We start from the raw sequence: 23,064 nt of genomic DNA, 5'->3' as shown, positions 1-23,064 counted from the left end.
CTTTAGGGGATTTAGGGGCAATTAAATCATCAATCTATGAAAGTAATGACTCTATCGCGACCGTCTTTTTATCCGTGGCTCATCGTGGGTTTACTCTGTGTGGTCGGCTGCCTGAACTACCTCGACCGGATGATGATCACCACCATGCGGAGTTCTATTCTGGCCGAAATTCCGATGACTGACGGGCAGTTTGGCTTGCTGACCTCGGTTTTCCTGTGGGTCTACGGTTTGCTGAGTCCGCTGGCCGGTTTTCTGGCCGACCGGTTTAACCGCAGCCGGGTCATTGTCGGGAGCCTGTTTGTCTGGTCAATTGTCACCTGGTTTACCGCCCGGGCTACCACCTTTGAAGAACTTTTGCTGACCCGTGCACTCATGGGCATCAGCGAAGCGTGTTACATTCCGGCGGCTCTGGCGCTGATTGTCGACTACCACCGGGGCGCCACGCGCTCGCTGGCGACGGGCATTCACATGGGTGGGATCATGATCGGGCAGAGCCTGGGCTTTGTGGGCGGCTGGCTGGCCGAAAGCCGGACGTGGAGCTACGCATTTGGCGTTTTTGGACTCATTGGCGTTGCGTATGCGGTGTTGCTGGCGTTGGTGTTGCGCGATCCGGTTGTACCCGAAAAACATACGATTTCGACCGAACCGGAACCGACCATTCGTTTCACGGCGGCCCTTCGGGATCTGTTCAGTCGACGGAATTATGTTGTAGCACTGACCTTCTGGGGGCTGGGCGGAATCGTGAGCTGGCTGGTGGTCGGCTGGTTACCAACGTATTACAAAGAACATTTCAACCTGTCCCAAACCGTCGCCGGGCTGTATGCCACGGGCTATTTCCACACAGCCTCGCTGGTGGGCGTTCTGACGGGCGGTTTTCTGGCCGACCGCTGGAGTCGGACCAACCCGCGCGGGCGGATTCTGGTGCCATTCATCGGGCTGGTGATTGCTGCTCCCGGTATTTTCATCGCCAGCAGTACGAGCATCCTTCCCGTCGCCATCGTCTGTTTCATGCTTTACGCCTTTACGCGTACCTTCCTGGATGCGAACATGATGCCGATTCTGTGCCTGATTGCCGATCAGCGCTACCGCGCCACGGGTTATGGCGTGTTGAATCTGGTGGCCTGCATCGTCGGGGGCGTGGGGCTGTACGCGGGCGGTATGTTGCGGGATGCGGACGTGGATCTGAGTCGGATGTTCCAGTTTGCCGCCGTTACAATGCTGATTTCTGCCGGACTGCTATACACCATCAAACCGAAACCGGAAGACATTAACCCGCAGTTAGCCCCTAAATCCCCTAAAGGGGACTTGGACATAGCTTAAACCGAATGCAAAAGTCCGGCAGCGGCCGACCGTCCTTTAGGGGCTAATAAATAAACCTGTTTTAAAATGAATCTGGAAGAATTAAAAGACAAATTATACGTGGCCGTGCTGTCGGATGTACTCGATCAGTTGGGCTATACACACCAGGCCACGCGCATTCCGTTTCACGCCTATACCGGCATTCCGAAGTTGCTGGGTCGTTGCAAAACCAGCTTGTGGGCGGATATGTACGACGCCGACCCGAATCCCTACGAACTGGAATTACAGGCCGTCGATTCCTGCCAGCCGGGCGATGTACTGATCTGTGCCGCAGGCGGTTCCACGCGCTCCGGCATCTGGGGCGAGTTGTTGTCGACGGCGGCCCGCAACAGTGGTTGTCTGGGCGTCATCGTTCACGGCGGGGTTCGGGATATCGACAAAATGCGGGCGATGGAATTTCCGGTTTTTGCGACCTCCAAAAATCCGTACGACAGCCAGAACCGCCAGCGGGTGGTTGATCTGGACGTGACGGTGGAAATCGACGGCGTAAAATTCCGACCCGGCGATCTGGTCATGGCCGACGAAGACGGCATCGTGGTGGTACCGAAGGAAGTGGAGGAACAGGTTATTGCAGCCGCCATTCAGAAAGTGGATGCCGAAAACGTCACGCGTGACGCTATTAAAAACGGGATGAAAGCCTGGGAAGCGTATCAAAAATTTGGGGTATTATGAGCAGGAAAATCGTTGTAAGCGGGGAAAATATCCCGAAAAGTCACCTCCCTTTTTCGCCCGGTATTGTTTCGGGCGATTACCTGTTTGTGTCGGGACAAGCCTCGGTGGACGACACCGGAGCCATTGTCGTTGACACGTTTGAAGGCGAATGCCGCCGGTCGTTCGAAAACCTGAAACGGATTGTAGAAGCCGCCGGAGCCAGTCTGGACGATGCCGTTCAGGTTCGCAACTACGTTGGCAAGCAGGAGTATCTGGCCGAGTTCAACGCCATTTACCGGGAGTATTTCAACGCCCCGTTTCCGGCCCGAACCACGCTGATCGGGTGCCTGGGCGATTTGCTGAAGTTTGAAGTCGATGTGGTGATTTACGTCGGAAAATAAAACCGTACCAATGCGAAAACGGATTGCGTTGCTGGGCATTTACCACGAAACCAACACCTTTATTGAAACGCCCACTACGCTGGACGATTTCAAAAAGGGCTACTGGCTGGCGGGGGAGGCCATTCGGGCCGAATACGAGGGAGCACACCACGAAATCAGTGGCGTCATCGACGTGATTGATGCTTGCCCCGATCTGGAACTCGTGCCGGTTTTGTATGCTTCCGCCACGCCGGGTGGTCTGATTCGGCAAGAAGCTTACGAGGCTCTGCTGGCCGAAATGTGGTCGGCACTTGAGGCCGTTTTGCCGGTCGATGGCTGCATCGTGGTTCCGCATGGGGCTGGGGTGGCCGAGTTGTATCCCGATCTGGATGGGCATTGGCTGGGTTTGCTGCGGGAAAAACTGGGTCCTGAACTACCGATAACCGGCACGCTTGACCCACACGCCAACGTTAGCCCGGCGATGGTGGCGGCTACGGATGCGCTGGTCGCCTATGCCACCAATCCGCACATCGATCAGCGGGCCACGGGCCGGAAAGCCGCCCGGATGCTGGTGGAAACGCTTCGGGGCAAGATTCAGCCGGTGCAGCACCTGGTGCAACTTCCGATGGCAATCAGCATTGAGCAGCAATATACGTCGCAGGACCCGTGCCGGAGTTTGCTGGCGCATTTGACGGAAACGGGGGCGCGAAACCGGCTGCTGTCGGCGAGTTTGCTGCTGGGGTTTCCGTATGCCGATGTGGCCGAAATGGGTTCGGCTTTTATTCTGGTTGCTGACCAAAAACAGGAAGCCGACGCCCAGAAGCTGATCCGGAAAACCGGGCAGCAACTTTCCGACTATATCCTCGACCGAAAACAGGAATTTAACGGACAAAAAACCAGTATTCAGGCCGTCTTGCCGTCGCTGGCAACCCTGCCCAAACCGGTTTTGATGCTGGACATGGGCGACAACGTCGGTGGGGGCGCACCCGGCAACAGCACCCATCTGCTGGAAGCCCTGGAAGCGGAGGACATTGGTCCGGTTTTTATCTGCCTGTATGACCCGTCGGCGGTGAAGGAAGCGAGTCAACATGCCGTTGGTGAAGCGTTTTCACTGGCGATTGGTGAAGCCGGAAAACCCTACAAAACGGAGGTGCGGCTCACGCAGTTATCGGACGGCAAATTCACGGAGTCGACGCCCAAACACGGCGGTTTTGTGAATTACGACATGGGCGAAACCGTGCTTGTGGAAACCCAAAAAGGCAATACCGTTATGCTGACCACCCGCCGGACACCGCCTTACAGCCTGCGCCAGATGACGGCTTTCGGCCTGGAACCGGACGCGTTTGCCATCATCATCGCCAAAGGGGTCAACGCCCCGATTGCCGCTTACGCCCCGGTTTGCCCGGCCATTGTGCAGGTCGATACGCCGGGCGTGACCCAGGCCGATATGACGCTGTTTAGGTATCAAAACCGGAGAAAGCCCTTGTTTCCATTTGAATGAACCTGCCAGTTCCCCTAAACTTCATCATTCGTTATTCAACATTCAGTGTTCGATATTTATTCTTAAATCACTTTTAATCAATGAATTAAATATTGAATAATGAATATCGAATATTGAATAATGAAATACAGAAAGGAATGAACCATACCGTCGAAAAGCTTCTTAATCTGCCTTTTTACACCGAAGGCCCGGCGGTGGATCGGGCTGGAAACCGGTACGTTACGACGCTCACCGGTGGGGAAATTATTCGGCTGGATAGAACGAGGGATTACACCGTCTGGGCAAAAACCGCCTGCCCCAACGGGCAGGTGGTTTTGCCGAATGGCGAACATTGGGTGTGTGATCCTAAGCAGGCTGCCATCAGCCGGTTTGGTTCGGATGGGGCGTTTCAAGGCTCTCTTATTCAAGGTATTTGTGCGAGTTTGGATGTGCAGTCGCCCAATGATCTGGTGATCGACACCCGGCACAATCTCTACTTTACCGACTCGATCCGAAGGGATGGGAAAGTCTTTTTTGTTGGGGCAGACGGAACCGAACGGCTGGTTGCCGACGGCATCGATTACGCCAACGGGCTGGTGTTGTCGGCTGACGAAACGAAATTGTACGTGGCCGAAAGTTACCAAAACCGGGTGTTGGTGATCGAACTGGCCGAACCGGGAATTCCGAAAAGCCCGGCGACGGTTTTTGCGAACCTGCCGGCCCATCCCTCCGGGAATCCGATTGGCAATTTGCCGGATGGTCTGGCGCTCGATCAGCAGGGCCGGGTTTGGGTGGCGCATTACGGAATGCAGGCTATTCAGGTGGTGTCGGCGCGGGGTGAGTGGCTTTTTTCGCTGGATACCACCTTGCCGCTGACCAGCAATTTGTGCTTTCTGGAAGATCAGCTGGAACGTCAGACGCTGCTCGTAACCGGCGGCTATGGCGAACCGGGGCCGGGCGGGGTGGTTTTGATCACGGTTTATCCTTAACCCAACGAACATGAAGTTACCTTTTTATGGTTTGTTTTTACTTATGACATTAGCATTGAAAACCGTAGCGCAGCCTACGGTCGACTGGTCGGAATTGCCACCGCTGCCGGGTGGAAAAGGCTGGGCGGGCATGTACGCGGGCGTTAGCCACGGCGCGCTGGTTTGTTTGGGCGGAGCCAATTTCCCCGACAAATACCCCTGGGAAGGCGGAAAAAAGAAATGGTACGACGACATCTACGTCCTGGCCGACGGAAAAAATTGGCTGAAAGCGGATGAAAAACTGCCCGAAGGCTCAGGCTACGGCGTGACGGTTTCGTACCAGAATACCCTGATTCTGGTTGGTGGAAGCACGGAAAGTGGTCATCTGAACCGGGTAATCGGGTATGAATGGAACGGAAAAAAACTGATTCAATCCAGTTACCCGAAGTTGCCGGTTTTGCTGGCGAACATGGCCGGAACGCTACTGGGCGACTTGATTGTGATTGCCGGAGGAATTAGCACACCAACCGGGACGCCCTTGAAAAAGTGCTATGCGATGGACTTGAAAAACCGCTCGCAGGGCTGGTTCGAAATCGATTCGTGGCCGGGGCCGGAGCGGCAGTTTCCGGTTTGTACGGTTTACCAGAATCATTTTTATCTTTTTGGCGGAGAAACCGTCGGACTTAATTCCAAAGGTGCTCAATATCGGTCTATTTTGCTGGATACGTTTCGCTTACGTCTGGAACAAAAGAACAACAAATGGGTTGGTGTCTGGGAAACGCTGGCTCCGATGCCCCGGGGAATGTCGGCCGGCGGAACGGTTTTGCCCGTTCTGAACAACGACCGGTTTTTGTTCTGGGGCGGGGTCGATGCGGTAACGGCGGCTTATAAAACACCAGCCACTCATCCCGGAATTATTCAAAGTCTGCTTTTTTATTTTCCCGAAACCGATAGCTGGGAATACATCGGTCAGCAAACCCGGTTCGAAGCCCGGGTAACCTTGCCGGTGGTGTTCTGGAACAACCGTTGGGTGTACGTCAGCGGAGAAATAAAACCGGGTATTCGAACGCCTTCGGTGGTGAGTGTAAAATAGTTACCCGGGTTATAAAAATAAGTCTCCCATGACGTATCGCATTTTTCAGGACTACCGGTTTTCGCAGTTGACGCTGGGAACCGTTCAGTTGGGGTTGAATTACGGCATCTCGAATTCGGAAGGCATGCCGGATCGGGCGGAGAGTTTCCGAATGCTTCAACTTGCCGCACAGGCCGGGATCAATACGCTCGATACGGCCCGTCAATACGGCCATTCGGAGCAGGTGCTGGGTGATTTTCTGGAAGAAAATGCCCACTTGCACGACCTGAATCTGGTGTCAAAATTCAAAATCAACCCGGCCAACCTCGGCCATCCGGAGCGGGCGTGGGACGAGGTGCATCGGAGTGTAAAAGAATCCCTGGCCGCTTTGAAAGTCGATCGACTGCCGGTTTGCCTACATCACAAAGGCGCGGAACCAATGGCGGAAGTGATCAAAATTCTGCCGACGATGGTGCGCCGACTGAAAGAAGAAGGGCTGATTGACATCGGGGGCGTTTCGGCGTATGAGCCTGAGGATGTGACGTATATCCTGGATGAAGAGGAACTGGAAGCGACGCAGATTCCGGTGAACGTTTTCGATCAGCGGCTATTGAAAACCGGCTTGCTCGACTCATTGCGGAGCCAGTCGAAGCTGGTTTTTGCGCGCAGTGTGTTTTTGCAGGGGTTGTTTTTTATGGATCCGGCGCAGTTGAAAGGCAGTTTAACAAAAGCAGAACACCACCTCATTACCCTGCAAAAGCTGGCGCAGCGGGCGCAGATGACCGTAGCCCAACTTGCTTTTTCGTTCGTCCGTGATTTGCCCGCGGTCGATAGCATCGTGTTCGGAGCGGTCAATCAGGCCCAAATCCAGCAGAATATTGCGTTGCTGGCAGGCCCGGCGATTCCGCCCGACGTGCTGGCCGAAATCCAGGACGTGTTTCAGGCGGTGGAGGAAGAAGTGGTAACACCGGCGGTGTGGCGTTTTTAAACTTCATTATTCGCTATTCGTCATTCATTATTCGATATTAAGATGCTGTTTGTCTGTTAGTTATAAATTAAATATTGAATAGCGAATATTGAATAACGAATATTGAATAACGAAATTTAAAAACGAATGTCGAACAACGAATATTGAAGGAAAACAAATGAAAAACTTATTCAGTCTTTCGGGCAAAATTGCCATTGTAACCGGTGGCGCGGGCTTTTTTGGGACGCCCATTTCGTGGGCTCTGGCCGAAGCCGGTGCGGAGGTCATCATTGCGTCGCGGGATGGTGAAAAATGCCGGAAATTTGCCGCGACCATTCGGGAGAAGGGCTGGCGGGCCGAGGGCATGGCATTGGATCTGGAAGATGAAAACTCGATTCGCGCGTTTGTGGACGACGTAAAAAACCGCTTTGGCCGGATCGATGTGCTGGTCAACAATGCGGTTTCCCGCGAAGGCTTCCAGAATCTGGCCGATATTGACCGGGAAAGCTGGGAAAAAGCCCAACGGATTAATTCAACCGGTTTGGTGCTGATCACCCAGGCCGTGATTGCCGTGATGCTTCCGCAAAAATCAGGTAACATCATCAACATCAGCTCGATACAGGGCGCGGTCGGCCCGCATTTTCCGGTGTATGGAACTACCGGCATGACCAGTCCGGTCAATTATACGTACGACAAATGGGGCATGGTGGGCTTTACCAAATGGCTGGCGAATTACTATGGGAAAGACAACATCCGGGCGAATTGCATCAGCCCCGGCGGTTATGGCCCCGGCGTGGAGCAGATGAGCGGGAAGGAAGAATTTGTCGAAAACTACAAACGCCTGACGCCCCTGGGTCGGTTTGCCAACGATGACGACATCAAAGGCCCGGTGGTTTTCATGGCCTCTAATGCGTCAGCGTTTGTTACGGGGCAGAATTTACTGGTCGATGGTGGTTGGACAAGCTGGTAAAAAAAACGTCACTGATTGGCGAGGTCTTTCTCCGTTACATATTGCATGAGTTCGGTGGCGGCTGTCAGGGCCGGACTCGCCAGGGCGTCACTGAACAAAACGTTGATGGGACCTTCGCCAAAATAAAGTCCGTCAGAAACCAGAAACGAAATCCGGACATTTCCTTCGACCGGATGAGGCCGCCGGGGGCCGTCCCAGGGACCAATTTTGGTCACGATGTTGATGCTGGCGTTGAACAGGTTGGAGGTCAGGATATTGGAACGGGAATCGGAAGCTTCCCAAATCACCATCCGTTCGGTATGATTGATGTAGCGGGCGGTTCCGTCCTGATACGAAGCCAGCACATCGAGGCCAGTATCCAAACCGACTTCGACGACAACCGCCAGCAATTCTCTCTTTTCGATGGGAAATCCGTTTTCCCGTAACCGGTGACAGGCAAGGGCTTTGATCCGGGTTTCAACGTCCGGATCAGCCGCTACGTTCTGCAAATCGGAAGCGTCTGCGGTATCTGCCAGCAAAACCGTCCACGGATACTCGTACGGCGACTGAATGCGGTTTTTGTAATACGCCAGGGAGTCACAGAACAACAGTTCGTAAATGACGTTGGTGGATTCCTGAGCATACGGTTGTGGAGCTGTGTTAAAGGGGTGTGTAAGGGCCATGCGTTGTGTTCGTTAGCGTTTGCTCCCGCCGACCAGAGTCGTTGGGATTGGTATTCAAAGGTCGCAAGGCAGAAGCAATTCCGGTAAGCCAAACTGGTAACTGGCGGGATTGGGTACATAATGGGGCTCTTTCAGGATCATAATACCTGTGAGCTAGGGAATGATAGGCTTCAGCCCAGTTCGAAAGTGGTTACGCCAAAGATGCCGTTCACATCGATTCGGGGGGCGTTTCCAGCATACATCCGGGCGGTTTCAAAAACCGGCTGCATTCCGTACCGGTGCGCAAGGTTCAAGGCTTCCGGGTTGACTGCCGGAACATCCAGATAAAACCGGGTTTGGGGAGCAATGGACTGAACGAGTCCGGTCAGAAGCTGATGGGCAAAAACGGGCGTTTCGGCAAACAGGGGGCCAATTTTATACCCCTCGCGGCTGGGCCGAATCACGCCATACCCCTGGATTTTCTCACCGGCTACCATCGCCAACGCCCTGGACTCGGGCTGACGAAGCCATGCCGTCAGAAAAGCCGCCCGATCAGCCGGGAAATAACGCCGGTCGTAGGCCAGGAGGGATTCGAAAGGAAGCTGGTCGGCCGGAACGACCGTGGCACCGGTTTCTGCGGAAATGGGCAGGGGTGTGGTGCCTTCAAAACGGATGTTGTTGTAGGCCAACGCAAAACCGGATCGCCGGTAGTTGTCCTGCTGTTCGACCACGCCATCCAGACCGATGATGCGCCCTTCTAGGTGCTGCATGGCGGCTTTCCAGAGGGCCAGACCGTGGCCCTGCCCCCGGTAGCCGGGCCGAACGATGTAGAAACCGATGAACCCAAAATTCGGAGCATAGCGCACCGCCGAGATGCAGGCAATCGGCTGGTCGTTAATCCAGCCTGCCAGAAAACCGTCGGGGTCCGCTGCGTAGAAACTGGCTGCGTCGCCCAAACCGGGATTCCAGCCTTCGGCAGCCGCCCATTCCACGGCAATGTCCTGTACGTCCGGCAGCGTCATCCGGCGGATCTGGAGGGTGCTCATGTCCGATCAATTGAATGCTAGTAGTCGCCTTCGCCGACGTCTTTCGTTTTCTTCTTGGCCTGCCGCAAGCGGTAATTGAACGTCAGGTTGATTTGCCGAAGCCGCCCCTGCGAGTTGGTTTCGGTGTAGAAATTGGTACCTTCGGTGATGGAGCGAAACCGGCGGGAGTTAAACACGTCGATTACGTTCAGGGTCAGCGTGGCGTTGTTTTTCATGATGTCTTTGCTAACCGCAAAATCCAGCGTGGCAATGGCCTTCCGTTTTCCCTGCGGGGTCAGTTGGGGCGCTTCGTAGTTGGCGCGCAGTTGAACGTCGGTTTTTTCCCAAACCGTCAGCCGGTTGGTGGCTCGCACAAACCAGCTATAGGTATCGCTCTGAAAGTTGGCGTCGAGGTTGTCGCCGTTGGTAATGGCGCGGAAGAAGTTAAAGCTGCCGTCCATTTTCCACCATTTAACGGGTGTAAACGAACTGGTAAATTCGGCTCCGTAGGAGTCTTCCGTCGCCAGGTTTTCGGGGCGCGTATTCGAAAAACCGTTTTCGTCCACCCGGCGGATGCGCACGATTTTTCCGGTGGTATGCCGGTAGTACAGCGACGACCCGATCGAACCTTTCGCGAAGTATTTGATGTGGCCAATTTCGAAAGCATCCGTAAATTCCGGGTTCAGATCGGGGTTGCCGCTCCAGAAGTTCCGGTTGTCACTAAAGGTCGAAAACGGGCTGAGGTCGTTGTAATTGGGTCGGCGAACCCGGCGGCTATAGCTCAGTTGCAGCGCATTCTGCTGCGGCATGTCGTAGGTGACGTGAACGCTCGGAAACAGGTTGGCGTAGCTGCGGGGATTGACCTCATTGGTTTGTTTCAGCGTCGTGGTGACGTCTGTCCACTCGGCCCGCAACCCCGCCTGGTATGAGAACTTGCGGGTTTTGTTGCCAATCATCCCGTAAACCGCATTGATGTTTTCTTCGTACAGAAAGTCGTTGGTCAGGCCCGGAACCGGAATCCAGCCGCCGTCGGAAGTCTGTTCCCGCACCCAGTAGTTGTTGGTCATGTCGCGCGTGCTACTCCGCAAACCGGCCTCAAACTTGCCATCTTTCGCAAACGGCTGGATGTAGTCAATCTGCACCAGAAACTGCTTCTCGGTTTCGTCGTTGATCGACCGTTGCAGCGAACTCGGGATGCTGGAAGGACCGCCGTCGGGCAGAACCGTCCGCTGGCCGAAATACTGATCCGATTTTTCCCAGTTATCGAGATACCGCAGGTCGGCGGTCAGTTCGTGGCCCTGGCGTTTGAACGACCGTTTGTAGGTCAGGGCGTATTCGGAATTGGGTTCGGTTTCGGTTTCGTCCTGCGTGCGGTAGGTGATGCTTTGCGGGTTGCTCAGGCTGGCAAGGTAATCGCGGTAGCGGATGTCCGTAAACCGTTTACCCTTGCTGATCCGCCAGGTATAGGCACCCGTCAGGACGTTTTTGTCGTTGAAAAAATAGTCGATCCCGGCCCGGGCGTTGTTGTTTTGCCCCTTAAGTTTGCTGGTCGAATTTTGCTCGGTCAGGAACGTCGAATCGTTGCGGTACAGCTCCTGATACAGGGTACTGCGGCCGGGTGTGTTCCGGTAGGCAGCGGTATAATTGACGAAAAAATTCAGGTTTTTGCGCCGGTAATTGACGTTGGCGGCCAGGCCATAATTGGTCGGGTGTCCGACAATGACGTCAAAAGAGCCATTGAAACCCTCTTTCCGTTCTTTCTTCAGAATGATGTTGATAATACCGCCCATGCCTTCCGCTTCGTAGCGCGCCGACGGGTTGGTGATGACCTCGATACGTTCGATGCTGCTGCCCTGCAACTGTTGCAAACCGCTGCCGCCCTTGATGCTAACCAGGCCCGACGGTTTTCCGTCGATCAGAATCCGGACGCTGTTGCTGCCCCGCAGGCTGACGTTGCCCTCGACATCCACGGCCACCGACGGCACGTTACTCAGAATATCGGCGGCTGTTCCACCCGCGTTGGCGAGGTCTTTCCCCACGTTGAAGATCTTTTTATCCAGCGAAAATTCCATCGAGCTTTTTTCACCCTGCACCACTACTTCATCCAGTGTGCTGGCCGAAGCCGCGAGTTTAAGCGTACCGATGTCGAGCGGAGAATTGTCGCGGGTCAGGCGAATGCCGGATTTTTTCAGCGGTTTGTAGCCAATAAATTCCAGAACGGCGTAGTAATTTCCGGCCACGGCATCAACCGAAAATTCGCCGGTTTCGGTGGTAATGGCCCCCGCAACGAATGAACTGTCGGCCGGTTTGAACAGCCGGACGCTGGCGAAAATAAGCGGAGCATTGGTTTGGGCATCCATCGCTTTTCCCTTTACTTTCAGTTTCCCATCCTGGGCGTAGCCAGACGAGCAGGTAAAGACACAGAAAATTGCCAGATGACTTGCGTAAAAAATGTATTTTTTGAAGTTTAGGGAAGACATGCCCGGTAGCAGGAAAAGGGAGATAAAGGTTCGGTTCATTCGCTTATTTCGTATAGACAACAAAGGCCGTTTGGTGCTTTTTTTACTTTAGATACGCACAGATGGTGAGATCGACTCCGGTTGGTTCGGGGTCGGCGATGTGATACTGCTCGCAAATTGGGAAGAGATGGCCTTAACTACTTGAAATGGGTGTAGTTTGCGTTCTAACCAGAATGGTCCGGATAGCTCACAACTACCTATTTCTACAAAAGTAGGATTTTTCTGGCAAAAAGGAGTAAAAAATGATCGATAATCAGTACGTTGCCACGATGAAATGGAGCCTTGTTTTTGGAATTGTTTTGGTGAGTCTGTTCACGATTTCCTGTCGTCAAAATAAACGATACGGCGACCCCGTTGCGGAACCTGCTATCCTTCTGAAAGACATCACGAGTTTTCTGGCTTATCGCGAAAAAAACGTAAAGTTATCTGACGATTACCAGGCGCTGGATACGCTCTCCAACCCCATGACGCAGGGGAGTTTTCTGAAATCTATTTCCACCGGACGGTATTTTCCCTTGCGGCTGAAATCGGACGATTCGACGGCGGTGTATCAGTTGTCTAAATTGGAGGGTGCGGTCAGTCAGGATATTAAAACGACGGTCAAGTACTGGGGCTTGGAAGAACTGGAGCATTTTCAGAAGGAAGGGACGGCACTGCCAGCCTATCAGTTTACGGACATGGATGGAAACGTTTACATCAACCAGAGTACGAAAGGGAAAATAATGGTGTTGAAATGCTGGTTTATTGCCTGTTTGCCGTGTGTGCAGGAAATGCCGGCTTTGAACGAACTGAAGAGCCACTACAAAAACCGCCCGGACGTGCTGTTTCTCAGCCTTTGTCTGGATTCCCGGCAGAAGGTGGCCGCGTTTTTAAAGAAAAAACAATTCGATTACGCCGTCATACCGGATCAGGAAAACTATCTGACCGACCAACTGCAAATCAACGCGTATCCGACTCATTTCGTGATCAATAAGCAGGGGTTGATCACCAAAAAAGTGACTGATTACCATGCCCTGGTGTATGCATTGAAGAAAGAAATGGCGCAGTAATACCCTTTCAATCGTTTAGAAGTATTTGAATGAAGGCCGGAAGTCTGTCCTGTTCGTAGGCAGGAATCCATTTCTTTCTGTAGCCCCAAAGGTGTTTGCAGGAGCCCCGGTTTTGCCATCCGTCCCGTAGGGATGGTCCATTTTGTAGAAACCACGGGCATTGATAGGAGGATGAGTCCCGTCGGGACGGTTCATACAAAATGGATCATCCCTACGGGATTGTTTGGATTTCTGCGGACGCGGTTTCTACAACATGGATCATCCCTACGGGATTGTTTGGAATTCTGCGGACGCGGTTTCTACAACATGGATCATCCCTACGGGATTGTTTTGATTTTCCCGTGGAGCCCCGGTTTTGCCATCCGTCCCGTAGGGATGGTCCATTTTGTAGAAACCACGGGCATTGATAGGAAGATGAGTCCCGTCGGGACGGTTCATACAAAATGGGTCATCCCTACGGGATTTTTTGAATTTTTGCGGACGCGGTTGCTACAACATGGATCATCCCTACGGCATTATTTGGAATTCTGCTGACGTGGTTTCTACAACATGGATCATCCCTACGGGATTGTTTGGATTTTCCCGTGGAGCCCCGGTTTTGCCATCCGTCCCGTAGGGATGGTCCATTTTGTAGAAACCACGGGCATTGATAGGAGGATGAGTCCCGTCGGGACGGTTCATACAAAATGGGTCATCCCTACGGGATTGTTTTGATTCTCATACAAGCGCTCCCAGCATTTTCCTAAAACCATAAACTGGTTAACCATTTTAAACCCGCATATGATCGGGCATCCAGTGGACAATCGACTTTTTGATCGCGTCCGGGCTAAGGTTTTCAGCGATAGCGCGTTGGGTCAAATCCGGTAGTTCGTCGTCCGATGCAAACCGCAGGGCGAGAAGCTGGCCGAACGAAAGTTGGTTTTCGATGGTTTCCAATCGCCGGTTGGTCAGTACATAATACCGAAACCGCATCTCCAGCCGAACGATTCGGTTCTGATTATTAAGCGCATAATGTTGCCGCAGCATGAAAGCAACCCAGGTGATCAGGACAATCAGAAGGGAAATGAACAACCAGATCAAAGTCGGTTCATCGCCTTTAAACGTATAGTAAAGGCTGATTCCCAGCAGAATAAGAACGACCGGATAAAATACAAAGTGGTGCGGAGGGTAATACCGAACGTGGTTTTCGTAATTTTGTGTTTTCATGAAGGTTGCGCATAAGCGTTTCTACTAAAGAGTGAAAGAGCCTAAATGGTTTCGTTTATAGAAAAGGATATGACTTTTGAAGAATTAAATCTGAATAAACCGCTTTTAAATGCCTTGACGGATCTGGGCTACACCACGCCCACGCCCATTCAGCGGACGGTGTTTTCGGTGGTGATGTCGGGAAAAGATGTGTGTGGCATTGCCCAAACCGGAACCGGCAAAACGTTTGCGTACCTGCTGCCGTGTCTGCGGCAAATCCAGTTTTCGAAAGACCGCCTTCCGCAACTCCTCATCATCGTTCCGACGCGGGAACTGGTGGTGCAGGTCGTGGAAGCGGTGAAGCAGTTGACACCCTATATGAATCTGGCGGTGGTGGGCATCTACGGCGGGGTGAACATCAAACCGCAGATTGCCGAAGTGGAGCAGGGAATGGATGTGCTGGTGGCCACACCGGGTCGGTTGATCGACTTGTCCATCAAGGGGTTACTGAAAACCAAAACCATCAAGCGGCTGGTGATCGATGAGGTGGACGAAATGCTGAACCTCGGATTTCGGACGCAATTGACCACCATTCTGGATTTGTTGCCCGTTCGGCGGCAGAACCTGCTTTTTTCGGCCACCATGACCGAAGAGGTGGAGGGCTTGATCGAAACGTATTTTAACAACCCCGTTCGGGTCGAAGCGGCTCCGGTGGGAACGCCCCTGGAAAACATCAGCCAGACGGCGTATGCGGTTCCGAATTTTTATACCAAAATCAACCTGTTGGAATTGCTGCTCCGTCAGGATGCCGACATGACGAAAGTGCTGGTTTTTGTGGCAACCAAGAATCTGGCCAACCAGCTTTATGAGCAACTGGAAGCGAAGTTTCCCGAGCAAATCGGCGTCATTCACTCCAACAAGGAACAAAACCATCGCTTCAATTCGGTCCGGCAATTTCAGGAGGGGAATTACCGCATCCTGATTGCGACCGACATCATTGCCCGCGGGCTGGATGTGGCCGAGGTGTCGCACGTCGTCAATTTCGATATTCCGGACGTACCCGAAATGTACATCCACCGGATTGGCCGGACGGGCCGCGCCGACCGGAACGGGATCGCCATTGCGTTCATCGCCGAAAAGGAAAAGGAGCAGCAGGCCACCATCGAGCAGTTGATGAATTACCCCATTCCGATGCTGCCGCTTCCCGAAGACCTTGTCATTTCGGACGTGCTGACCGACGATGAAAAACCGAAGGTAAATATGAAAAACCCGGGTGTCAAAATTCACCTGAGCGATACCTTCGGCGGGGCATTTCACGAGAAAATCGAGAAAAACAAGAAGGTGAATGTGCGCCGGAACCACGCGGAGGAGATGATGAAGAAGTACGGAAAACCGATCAGGAAAACGCGGAAAAATAACTGAAGGGAAGGCTACATTTGAAGCGGGCGTCTTACCTTTGATAGTATCAAATGATACTATCATGAAGCTTTTTCAGGGATAAAGTGGCTGATTGATAGTGTTTTATAGGGTAAGGATAAATGATCATTTTCTTCCGATGCTGACCAGATATTCCTGGGCGGTCATGATTGGAAGCTCCGACTCCTTAAAATACTTTGGGTTCCGGGTTAGTATCATGTTGCACTCGCCTTTTAAGGCACAGAAGTATTGCAGGGAATCTTCAAAATCGGAGAAATTGGAATTCAATCCTTTTTCAATAATCAAGTCATCGACGCTAATGATCCGGGCTATGATCCGAAATTTTCGAAGCAGATCCTTCGCTTTTTCTCTACTTTCATACTTGGATAGAAAATAATTCACCGTGGCAAACGAAAGGGCCGAGAAAAGCCGAGTTTTCATCGATATTTCTCCATCAGATGCTTTCTGTATTCTTCCTTTGGATCCAAATCTGCCGGGATCATTGTCCGCGAAGTCATGCTTTTAACGAACGGAGAAATTTTGATTTCTTCGTTTTCATTGCCTGAATCGTTCTGACTGACCAGCGATTTCAAATACCCTTCTACCAACCCTGAGATGCTTCTGTTTTGCGAAGCAGCGTAGATTTTAGCTTGCTGAATCACGTCTTCATCGAGCTTCAGCGTTAATTTCCTGTCCATACGGAAAGATGAAATTGTACGTGTAAACATAGTAAGTTCATCCTTACAAAACCACTGCCCCGGTATTTAGTGGTATATTTGAAGCCGGAAGCCGTTACTTTCCTTCCTCTTTTTAGCACCTTATGTCTTTTTCATCGCTTGGATTATCCGAACCGCTCCTGAAAGCCGTCGCGGAGCAGCAGTATACCGAACCCTATCCCATTCAGCAGGAGGCCATTCCGACCATTTTGAAAGGGCACGATGTGCTGGGAATTGCCAAAACCGGCTCGGGCAAAACCGCCGGCTTTGTGCTGCCGATTCTGGAAATGTTTCAGCGCCGAAAGACCACCAACGACCGCAATGTAAAAGTACTGGTGCTGGTGCCCACCCGCGAGCTGGCCGTTCAGGTGGCCGAGGTCTTCCAAAGCTTAAGCGCCAGCCTGCCCCGAAAAGTCAAAACGCTGGCGGTCTACGGCGGGGTGTCCATCAATCCGCAGATGATTGCCCTGTTGGGTGCCGAAATTGTAGTCGCAACGCCGGGCCGTCTGCTGGATCTGGTATCGTCCAACGCCTTACACCTCTGGGAAGTGGCAATTCTGGTGCTCGACGAAGCCGATAAAATGCTGGATCTGGGCTTTGCCGGCGAGATGAATGAGATTTTTGAAATGTTGCCCAAAAACCGTCAGAACATTCTGTTTTCGGCCACGCTGGGCGATGCGATTCAGGGAATTCGGGAAAATCTGTTGCGCAATCCGATTAAAATTGAAATTGCCGAAGAACCGCAGAATCTGGATCTGATCAAACAGGTTGCCTACCGGATCGACCCGGAGCGGAAAGGACCGTTGCTGCGGTATTTGATCAAAGAACGGAAGATGACGCAGGTGCTGGTATTCGTTTCATCGACCCGGACGGCGGATAATCTGGTGGTGAAGTTGCGGAAAAACGGCGTGCTGGCCGAAGCCATTCACGGCGACAAGAGCCAGGGCGCGCGGACCGAAACGTTGAGCAAATTCAAATCCGGGAAGTTGCCGGTAATGGTGGCTACAGATCTGATTTCCAGGGGGATTGATATTCAGTTATTGCCGTTTGTGATCAACTACGAATTGCCGCGTTCCCCCAAAGATTACATTCACCGGATTGGCAGAACGGGTCGCGCCGAGGCCGAAGGGGAAGCCATTTCCCTCATCTGCCCCGACGACGAACACCATTTTAAAATCATCCAGAAAAAAATGGGCAAGCGCGTTGAAATGGTCGATACCGAGGAATTGAGTTTGCAGGGGTATTGACCGGAAAAAAGAATAGAGACAAGAGAGCAGAGACAAGGGGAAAAAGAAATCGAACCGATAATGATCCGGTGCAGATGTATGTCTTTCTTCTCTTGTCTCATCTCTTTCATCGCTCAATCAAAAACCAGGTTCATCAGCACTTGGGCCGTAGCTGCCCGGAATCGGAATGTTCAACAGACGAAGGTATACGCCCAGTTGCGCCCGGTGGTGAACCGTCTGACTGAACGCGATGCGGATCATTTCGCCTTTCGAGGTGTCGCTGTAAATCTGTTCGCCTTCACGCAGCACCCACCGGCCTTCCAGTTGTTCTTCAGTAGCCTGTTCCAGATGCGCTTTACCGTCGGCCAGCGTCCTTTCAAAATAGTCCAGCAACTGGGCCGTGTCGTTAATCGCTACGGGCTGATACGGAGTCGTGGCAAAATCGAGTTCTTCGGTGGTCAACGCCAGCGTCACCCACGACGGCAATTCGGCAATGTGGGTGGCCAGCGCCCGGACGGTCATGCTTTTTTCGTGCGGTTGCCAGTCATACTTATCGTTAGGAACGCGGCCGAGCATGTTCCGGGTGGTTTTGGCTTCCTGGTCCATTTCCTTCAAAAGCATTTCGATCTGTGACATAGTTGTTGGGGTTTGTTTACGATACAAAGTAAACGTGACCCGGTGACAGCCCTATGTCAGTAGCCTTCGGCGAGGAGCCGATATATTTACCGGTCCAGCACCAGGCCGTCGAAGTCGCCGAGTTTGGCCACTTTCAATTCCACAAAACCGTCTTTCCACGTAAACGGAACTGGTTTTTCGGTCACCATCGAGAAGACTTTCGAGGGCTTGAAATTCGACTTGATTTTGAAGGTCAGCTCGTAAACCGGCAGTGGTTTGAAATACGTGTTTCCGCTGAAACCGGTCAGGTTGACGAGGTGCAGAATCAGGCCGTCGGTGGTTTTCTTCGTGACGTTGGCCGGGATGTTTTTCGTGTATTCCTGCAAAATGACTTCGATGCGTTCGGGCGCGTTGGTCTGAACCAGTTGGCTGGCTTCCGGTAACAGGTAGTCGATGGCGTCGAGCAAAATGTTTTTGTGCTGTTCGTAGCCGTGCATGTAATAGAGCCGCCCCAGATTGATTGGTAAGATAACCGCCTGACTTTTAGCGTGTTTTTTAACACCCATCGCGTAATACCCGGTGGGGTCGTGGCCGCCGATGATCTCCGGTGGACCCGGACGACCCTTCGCCAGAATGGGCAGAAAAACCGCATCGGCGGCTTTCAGATCATAAAGCCCCAGATTGAATTTCCAGAAAAGCATCGACTGTTTCTGAAAACGTTTGAAGACGGTTTTGTTTTCAGGATTGAGGTAAAAACCGGCTCCGTCGTGGTCTTTCTGGATAATTTTGGCTCCGAACAAGTCCTGCAAGGTTTCCAGACTGTCGAACAGCGTCCGGCTGGTGGCAATGAGGTGGGTGCCTTGCTGGCTCGCTTCTTTCAAAACCCGGATGTCTTCGGCACTCAGGTAGGTGATTTCCGGCAAAATCAGGAGTTTGTATTTTTTGACTTTGTCGGCCAGGTTGCCGATCTGACCGTCTTCGATGATGTCGAATGGCAGGTGGGCTTCTTTCAGCATCAGCACGATGCCCCGGTATTCCTGCATGGGTTCGCCACTTGGCCAGGCGCCGGGGGCCACGACGGCAATTTTAGCGACGGATTGGTAGTTCCCGAAATACGGTTCGTGCTTCTTGTGGTGGGCATAAATGGTTTTGACGATGTCGAAGTTGCGTTCGTCTTCGTACCCCCGCATGTCGCCCATCAGGCTGATATCCAGGCCCGAACCGTTGGCGATGTTTTCGTAGAGCCGAATGCCGACTTCCTCCGGTTCCACGGCATTGTAGCGCGACTGAAACGAAATTTGCTGAATGCTGGCGTTGCTAACGATGTGATCGGGAAAGGAGTTGACGGCATTGCTCACGTTGTCGGAAGCCGTGTAAGGCCAATACGGCAGGCTGGTGTTCGACTGGGATTCGTGCCGGATGATGTCGACGTATTTGTCCATATACGTGCAGATCGCAATCTGCGGGTTTTTGGACTTTACCAGTTCGTGCAACCGCTTCGACCAGTCTTCGACCGTGGCTTTTTTAAAGGCCAGATACTTCTGAAAAACCGGGTCGGCTTTGTTCTCGACGGTGGGCAAGGTCATGCCCGCACTGAAGGCTGCGAAGGCTTTTTTGTCTGCTTCGTTCTGGTCGATGCCGTGGTACTTGCCCTCGTACGGGTTGTTGACCTGGTAGCCCGGCATGTTCAAGAAAATACCGTCGATCGGAAATTGGTCAATCACCTCGGCGATGATTTTGAACGCCCGGTCCTGCACATACGGTGCGTTAATCGACACCACGTACATATCCGTGTTGATGATCCGTTCACCTTTGGGCGAAATATAACACCAGTCGGGGTGGGCTTTGAAGATGCTTTCATGAACCCGGCTGAAGTCGAACCGTACCACCACGCGGATGCCGTTTTCGTGGCACTTTTTGATGACTTGGGCCAGCGTATTCGGTTTCATGTAGGGGTTGGTATACTGAAAATCGAGCTGGGTGGGGTAGAAGGCCATGATGCCGCCCGCGTTGATCAGCAGTGTGTTGGCCGAACACGCCAGCAGGTCTTCCAGCAGCGAATCCGGGTGGAGGGTGGCGGCTTCGTAGGCTGGCAAGTTGGTCTGGATCACGCGCAGGTTGTTGGCTTTCCACCACGGCAGGTTGTCCGGCCATTTTACGGATGGGACTGGCTGAGCGTTTTTTTGGGCAATTCCGGCAGTAAACGAGAACAGAAAGCAAGCCAAACAAAGGAGAAGCGGTTTTTTCACGGGAACGGAATGGGCTGATGGAAAGCAGAAAAGAATAAAAGTAGTCAGAAAGTGGGCGCAAACCAATGGCTTCTACAAAACCGGGACGTACCTTACAGTATGAAACTGACCTGGACTTTCTACTCCAAAACGAACCAGCCCATTACGCTGACCGTGATTTACGTGCTGGAACTGGACAAACACCAACTCGAATACGGCGGTTTTCTGGATACCGACTCCAACCGGGCTTACGTCGACTGGGCCACGTTCAAACGCTTCGATGATGCCTCGATCAAAGTGCGGAAAGATGCGTTTGCCCGCTTAAAACGCGTGACGAAAAAGGAGGACGGGATGCTTGGGGATGCATTAATGAGGTTTACGCCGGAGGGGCGGGAGGATGTAGAATGAGGGGATACCTATCCTGCGTTTGATACGCTACAGAAGTGATGCGGACATCACTTCTGTAGCGTCAATCAGAAAATGTAAACGTGTTTTATACTTTATCGGGCTGATAAATCTTAACCGTTCCGTCGCCTTCGCTGCTCACAACCAGCATGCTGCGGCCGTTTGGGCTGTTTTCGGCCGGAACAAACAACACGCCTTCCGGGGCATCACCGGTTTTGAAAAGCTGGAGAAATTGGGGAGCCGCCGGGTTCGTGACATCATAAATAGCAATCGCGTCCGCCCGTTCCATGCCAACAAACGCGATGGGTTTGCCGTTGATCAGGCCGACGGTAACGCCTTCCGGTTCAACACCCTTGTCGTCTGAGCGTCCATCATCATACAGGTTGAGGTTAGCGGCAATGACCTGCTCTTCCAGACTTTTGCCCGAGTCATACACCCGCGTTCCGGTGGATGCGTTGTAAATGCTGAAGCCCCGGCCACCAAAGCCGTAAAGCTCGGTGTAGACGCCACCGGTATTGCCGGCCGTTTTGGTCACCCGAAGGCGGCCCAGGTTGGCGGGCAGTTTCAAGTTCGCAGCGGTTGGGAAAGCCGTGGGGTCCAGGGTGAGACTACCGACGCGTACCTGCTCATCAAAAGCCGAATATTCCCGGGCGTCGCCTTCATTGGCCGTAATCAGGTACCCATTGCCACTGGTTGAAAAGTAGGAAATCGCGTCGGGCAGGAAAAAGGATTTGACGGGCCAGGTCCCCAAACTAATTTTGCTGTCCTGATCGCTGGGATCCATGGCGTTGTTGGCCAGGCTAATGTCCTTGGTTCCCAGTGGGTTGATTTTCAAAATCGTTCCCGTCACCAGATCAACCTCGGCAATCCCATTGTTTTCCTGGAGCGTTACCCACGCTTTTTGGGAGTCCGACGAAATCGCTACGTATTCCGGCTCCACATCCTGCGCAAAGGTTGCACCAGGGCCGTAGATCCGAAAACCGCCTGCCGACAACTGCGGCAACGAAGCCGCAAACGACTCGAAGGTGAGGGTTTTGACGCTGTAGTTGTCGGCGACGTTGATGATCGAAATGGAACCCACCGGATCGTTCGTGTAGTCGGCACTGGGTTCGCCCTCGTTGGCCGTAACGATGTAAGCACCATTGGGGCTAAAGGTGACCATGTCGGGCAGCGCGCCCACGGTAATCTGTTTGACGGAAGTCAAATTCGTCGTGTTCAAAACGATCACGCTCCCGTTTGCCTGTTTGTTGGTGGCTTCGAGGGCGATGGCTAGTTTCCCGCCGGAAACCGCCACGCTGTTGGCCACACCGCCCAGGGTCGTCAGATCGATGGGTGGTAATTTGGTGACGGTCGGGTAAGCCGTCAAATCCAGAACATCGACTTTGGGAGCCGATTCATTGTTAACCACAAACAGGCGTTTGCTGATCGGGTCGTAGGTCGCAATTTCGGCGGAAGCCTCACCGCCTAAATCCGTTGAGGAAATTTCCTTGAACGTGGCCGGGTTTTCCTGCGACACCCCGGGAGGTTGGTGATCGTTGATACAGGCGTTGGTCAATACTGCCAAAAGGGCCAGTCCGATCCGCCATTTGTTCTGAATCATGCTCGTGTTTATGAGGGGTGAAAGAAACAAAAATAGGAGCCGATCAGGGACAGAAACCATGCGCCGGAAAAGCTTAATAATTATTTAACAGGCTTTTTAACAGGTATTTATGGTAAGCGTTCGTCGCTTTTTTGAACGAAGCCGAAGTGGTGTTACCGGAAGATTAACAAAACTGTTTCAGACTTGATCGTACCGTAATCCGCTTGTTGCGCCTTGCTTTTACCTTTGTTCAGTCCACATCCGGCTCCGCAATCCGACCGAATCTCCAGCCAGGACACGCAACCCAACTCGTAACGACCTTCAGGTCATGAAAGGCAATTCGAACAACATCATCAGCCTGTGGTTTGGCGCTGACACGCCAATTCGGCAATTCAAAATTGAAAGAAACCGGACACTCTGGTCAGCCTGCCAACGGGTTAGCCAGGTTTTCGTCGCGCCTTCCGGCGCTCTGACGCCCGACCAGTATCGTAAATCCGACCGATCGGCTTTTGCCCGGGCGGTTCTGGAGGAATTAAACTACCGGCGGGTTCCGGAAGAAGCAACCTATGAATTGGTCTGAGGTTAAACCGGATCAAACCGTACCATTCCGTAT

General features: G+C 52.7%; 22 protein-coding genes. 13 read left to right on the top strand and 9 right to left on the bottom strand.

Features of this window, described 5'->3' with window-relative positions; all coding sequences use genetic code 11:
* Positions 1 to 45 precede the first annotated feature (45 nt).
* From ACO064_RS05345 to ACO064_RS05310, 8 genes are all read left to right on the top strand, one after another.
* Positions 46 to 1,320, top strand: coding sequence for an MFS transporter (locus ACO064_RS05345; protein WP_421826365.1), 1,275 nt, complete (start codon positions 46 to 48; stop codon positions 1,318 to 1,320).
* A 66-nt stretch (positions 1,321 to 1,386) separates the two neighbouring features.
* Complete coding sequence (locus tag ACO064_RS05340; protein ID WP_421826364.1) at positions 1,387 to 2,031, top strand: RraA family protein; 645 nt, start codon at positions 1,387 to 1,389, stop codon at positions 2,029 to 2,031.
* Positions 2,028 to 2,411: a RidA family protein gene (locus ACO064_RS05335; protein ID WP_421826363.1), complete on the top strand. Its 384-nt coding sequence runs from the start codon at positions 2,028 to 2,030 to the stop codon at positions 2,409 to 2,411. Before ACO064_RS05340 ends, ACO064_RS05335 begins: the two co-directional genes overlap by 4 nt.
* A 10-nt stretch (positions 2,412 to 2,421) precedes the next feature.
* Positions 2,422 to 3,891, top strand: coding sequence for a M81 family metallopeptidase (locus ACO064_RS05330; RefSeq protein ID WP_421826362.1), 1,470 nt, complete (start codon positions 2,422 to 2,424; stop codon positions 3,889 to 3,891).
* A gap of 137 nt (positions 3,892 to 4,028) precedes the next feature.
* A complete protein-coding gene (locus ACO064_RS05325) occupies positions 4,029 to 4,859 on the top strand; it encodes an SMP-30/gluconolactonase/LRE family protein (protein ID WP_421826361.1) in 831 nt (276 codons plus the stop codon).
* A gap of 43 nt (positions 4,860 to 4,902) precedes the next feature.
* A complete protein-coding gene (locus ACO064_RS05320) occupies positions 4,903 to 5,931 on the top strand; it encodes a hypothetical protein (RefSeq protein ID WP_421826360.1) in 1,029 nt (342 codons plus the stop codon).
* Between the two features lie 28 nt (positions 5,932 to 5,959).
* Entirely contained in the window at positions 5,960 to 6,898 is a 939-nt protein-coding gene (locus tag ACO064_RS05315) for an aldo/keto reductase (RefSeq protein ID WP_421826359.1), read from the top strand.
* A 157-nt stretch (positions 6,899 to 7,055) separates the two neighbouring features.
* Entirely contained in the window at positions 7,056 to 7,847 is a 792-nt protein-coding gene (locus ACO064_RS05310; protein WP_421826358.1) for an SDR family NAD(P)-dependent oxidoreductase, read from the top strand.
* An 8-nt stretch (positions 7,848 to 7,855) separates the two neighbouring features.
* Here ACO064_RS05310 and ACO064_RS05305 read toward each other — a convergent pair whose 3' ends face one another.
* The 3 genes from ACO064_RS05305 to ACO064_RS05295 all read right to left on the bottom strand — a co-directional run bounded on the left by ACO064_RS05305 (position 7,856) and on the right by ACO064_RS05295 (position 12,032).
* Complete coding sequence (locus ACO064_RS05305; RefSeq protein ID WP_421826357.1) at positions 7,856 to 8,509, bottom strand: hypothetical protein; 654 nt, start codon at positions 8,507 to 8,509, stop codon at positions 7,856 to 7,858.
* A 170-nt stretch (positions 8,510 to 8,679) separates the two neighbouring features.
* Complete coding sequence (locus ACO064_RS05300) at positions 8,680 to 9,534, bottom strand: GNAT family N-acetyltransferase (protein WP_421826356.1); 855 nt, start codon at positions 9,532 to 9,534, stop codon at positions 8,680 to 8,682.
* Between the two features lie 17 nt (positions 9,535 to 9,551).
* Positions 9,552 to 12,032, bottom strand: a complete 2,481-nt coding sequence (locus ACO064_RS05295) for a TonB-dependent receptor domain-containing protein (protein ID WP_421826355.1) — start codon at positions 12,030 to 12,032, stop codon at positions 9,552 to 9,554.
* Positions 12,033 to 12,274: 242 nt separating this feature from the next.
* On the opposite strand from ACO064_RS05295, the gene ACO064_RS05290 reads away from it, so the two are divergent.
* Positions 12,275 to 13,081 carry a TlpA family protein disulfide reductase gene (locus tag ACO064_RS05290; RefSeq protein ID WP_421826354.1) on the top strand — a complete coding sequence of 269 codons (807 nt, stop codon included), beginning with the start codon at positions 12,275 to 12,277 and terminating at the stop codon, positions 13,079 to 13,081.
* Positions 13,082 to 13,849: 768 nt separating this feature from the next.
* Here the strand turns inward: ACO064_RS05290 and ACO064_RS05285 are convergent.
* The gene (locus ACO064_RS05285) at positions 13,850 to 14,287 is read right to left on the bottom strand and encodes a DUF6526 family protein (protein WP_421826353.1); all 438 of its coding nucleotides are present in this window, start codon (positions 14,285 to 14,287) and stop codon (positions 13,850 to 13,852) included.
* 69 nt (positions 14,288 to 14,356) lie between these two features.
* On the opposite strand from ACO064_RS05285, the gene ACO064_RS05280 reads away from it, so the two are divergent.
* Complete coding sequence (locus ACO064_RS05280) at positions 14,357 to 15,688, top strand: DEAD/DEAH box helicase (RefSeq protein WP_421826352.1); 1,332 nt, start codon at positions 14,357 to 14,359, stop codon at positions 15,686 to 15,688.
* A 120-nt stretch (positions 15,689 to 15,808) separates the two neighbouring features.
* On the opposite strand, the gene ACO064_RS05275 is transcribed toward ACO064_RS05280, so the two are convergent.
* Positions 15,809 to 16,123 carry a PIN domain-containing protein gene (locus ACO064_RS05275; RefSeq protein WP_421826351.1) on the bottom strand — a complete coding sequence of 105 codons (315 nt, stop codon included), beginning with the start codon at positions 16,121 to 16,123 and terminating at the stop codon, positions 15,809 to 15,811.
* Entirely contained in the window at positions 16,120 to 16,380 is a 261-nt protein-coding gene (locus ACO064_RS05270) for a DUF6364 family protein (protein ID WP_421826350.1), read from the bottom strand. The genes ACO064_RS05275 and ACO064_RS05270 overlap by 4 nt, the downstream gene beginning before the upstream one ends.
* Before the next feature lie 122 nt (positions 16,381 to 16,502).
* Here ACO064_RS05270 and ACO064_RS05265 point away from each other — a divergent pair, with 122 nt between their 5' ends.
* Positions 16,503 to 17,645, top strand: coding sequence for a DEAD/DEAH box helicase (locus ACO064_RS05265; protein WP_421826349.1), 1,143 nt, complete (start codon positions 16,503 to 16,505; stop codon positions 17,643 to 17,645).
* Positions 17,646 to 17,762: 117 nt separating this feature from the next.
* Here the strand turns inward: ACO064_RS05265 and ACO064_RS05260 are convergent, their stop codons facing one another.
* Positions 17,763 to 18,260 carry a DinB family protein gene (locus ACO064_RS05260; RefSeq protein WP_421826348.1) on the bottom strand — a complete coding sequence of 166 codons (498 nt, stop codon included), beginning with the start codon at positions 18,258 to 18,260 and terminating at the stop codon, positions 17,763 to 17,765.
* Between the two features lie 86 nt (positions 18,261 to 18,346).
* Positions 18,347 to 20,464, bottom strand: coding sequence for an alpha-amylase family protein (locus ACO064_RS05255; RefSeq protein ID WP_421826347.1), 2,118 nt, complete (start codon positions 20,462 to 20,464; stop codon positions 18,347 to 18,349).
* A gap of 123 nt (positions 20,465 to 20,587) precedes the next feature.
* Between ACO064_RS05255 and ACO064_RS05250 the strand changes: the two genes are divergently transcribed.
* On the top strand, positions 20,588 to 20,875 hold the full coding sequence (locus ACO064_RS05250; RefSeq protein ID WP_421826346.1) for a hypothetical protein: 288 nt from the start codon (positions 20,588 to 20,590) through the stop codon (positions 20,873 to 20,875).
* Between the two features lie 85 nt (positions 20,876 to 20,960).
* Here ACO064_RS05250 and ACO064_RS05245 read toward each other — a convergent pair whose 3' ends face one another.
* Positions 20,961 to 22,472 carry a choice-of-anchor I family protein gene (locus tag ACO064_RS05245; RefSeq protein WP_421826345.1) on the bottom strand — a complete coding sequence of 504 codons (1,512 nt, stop codon included), beginning with the start codon at positions 22,470 to 22,472 and terminating at the stop codon, positions 20,961 to 20,963.
* 307 nt (positions 22,473 to 22,779) lie between these two features.
* Here ACO064_RS05245 and ACO064_RS05240 point away from each other — a divergent pair, with 307 nt between their 5' ends.
* Positions 22,780 to 23,031, top strand: coding sequence for a hypothetical protein (locus tag ACO064_RS05240; protein WP_421826344.1), 252 nt, complete (start codon positions 22,780 to 22,782; stop codon positions 23,029 to 23,031).
* Positions 23,032 to 23,064 lie beyond the last annotated feature (33 nt).

This window comes from Larkinella sp. (genome assembly GCF_965227735.1).
Taxonomy (GTDB): domain Bacteria; phylum Bacteroidota; class Bacteroidia; order Cytophagales; family Spirosomataceae; genus Larkinella.
Note: the sequence above shows the minus strand (reverse complement) of the source record. Positions and strands in the feature narration are given on the sequence as shown.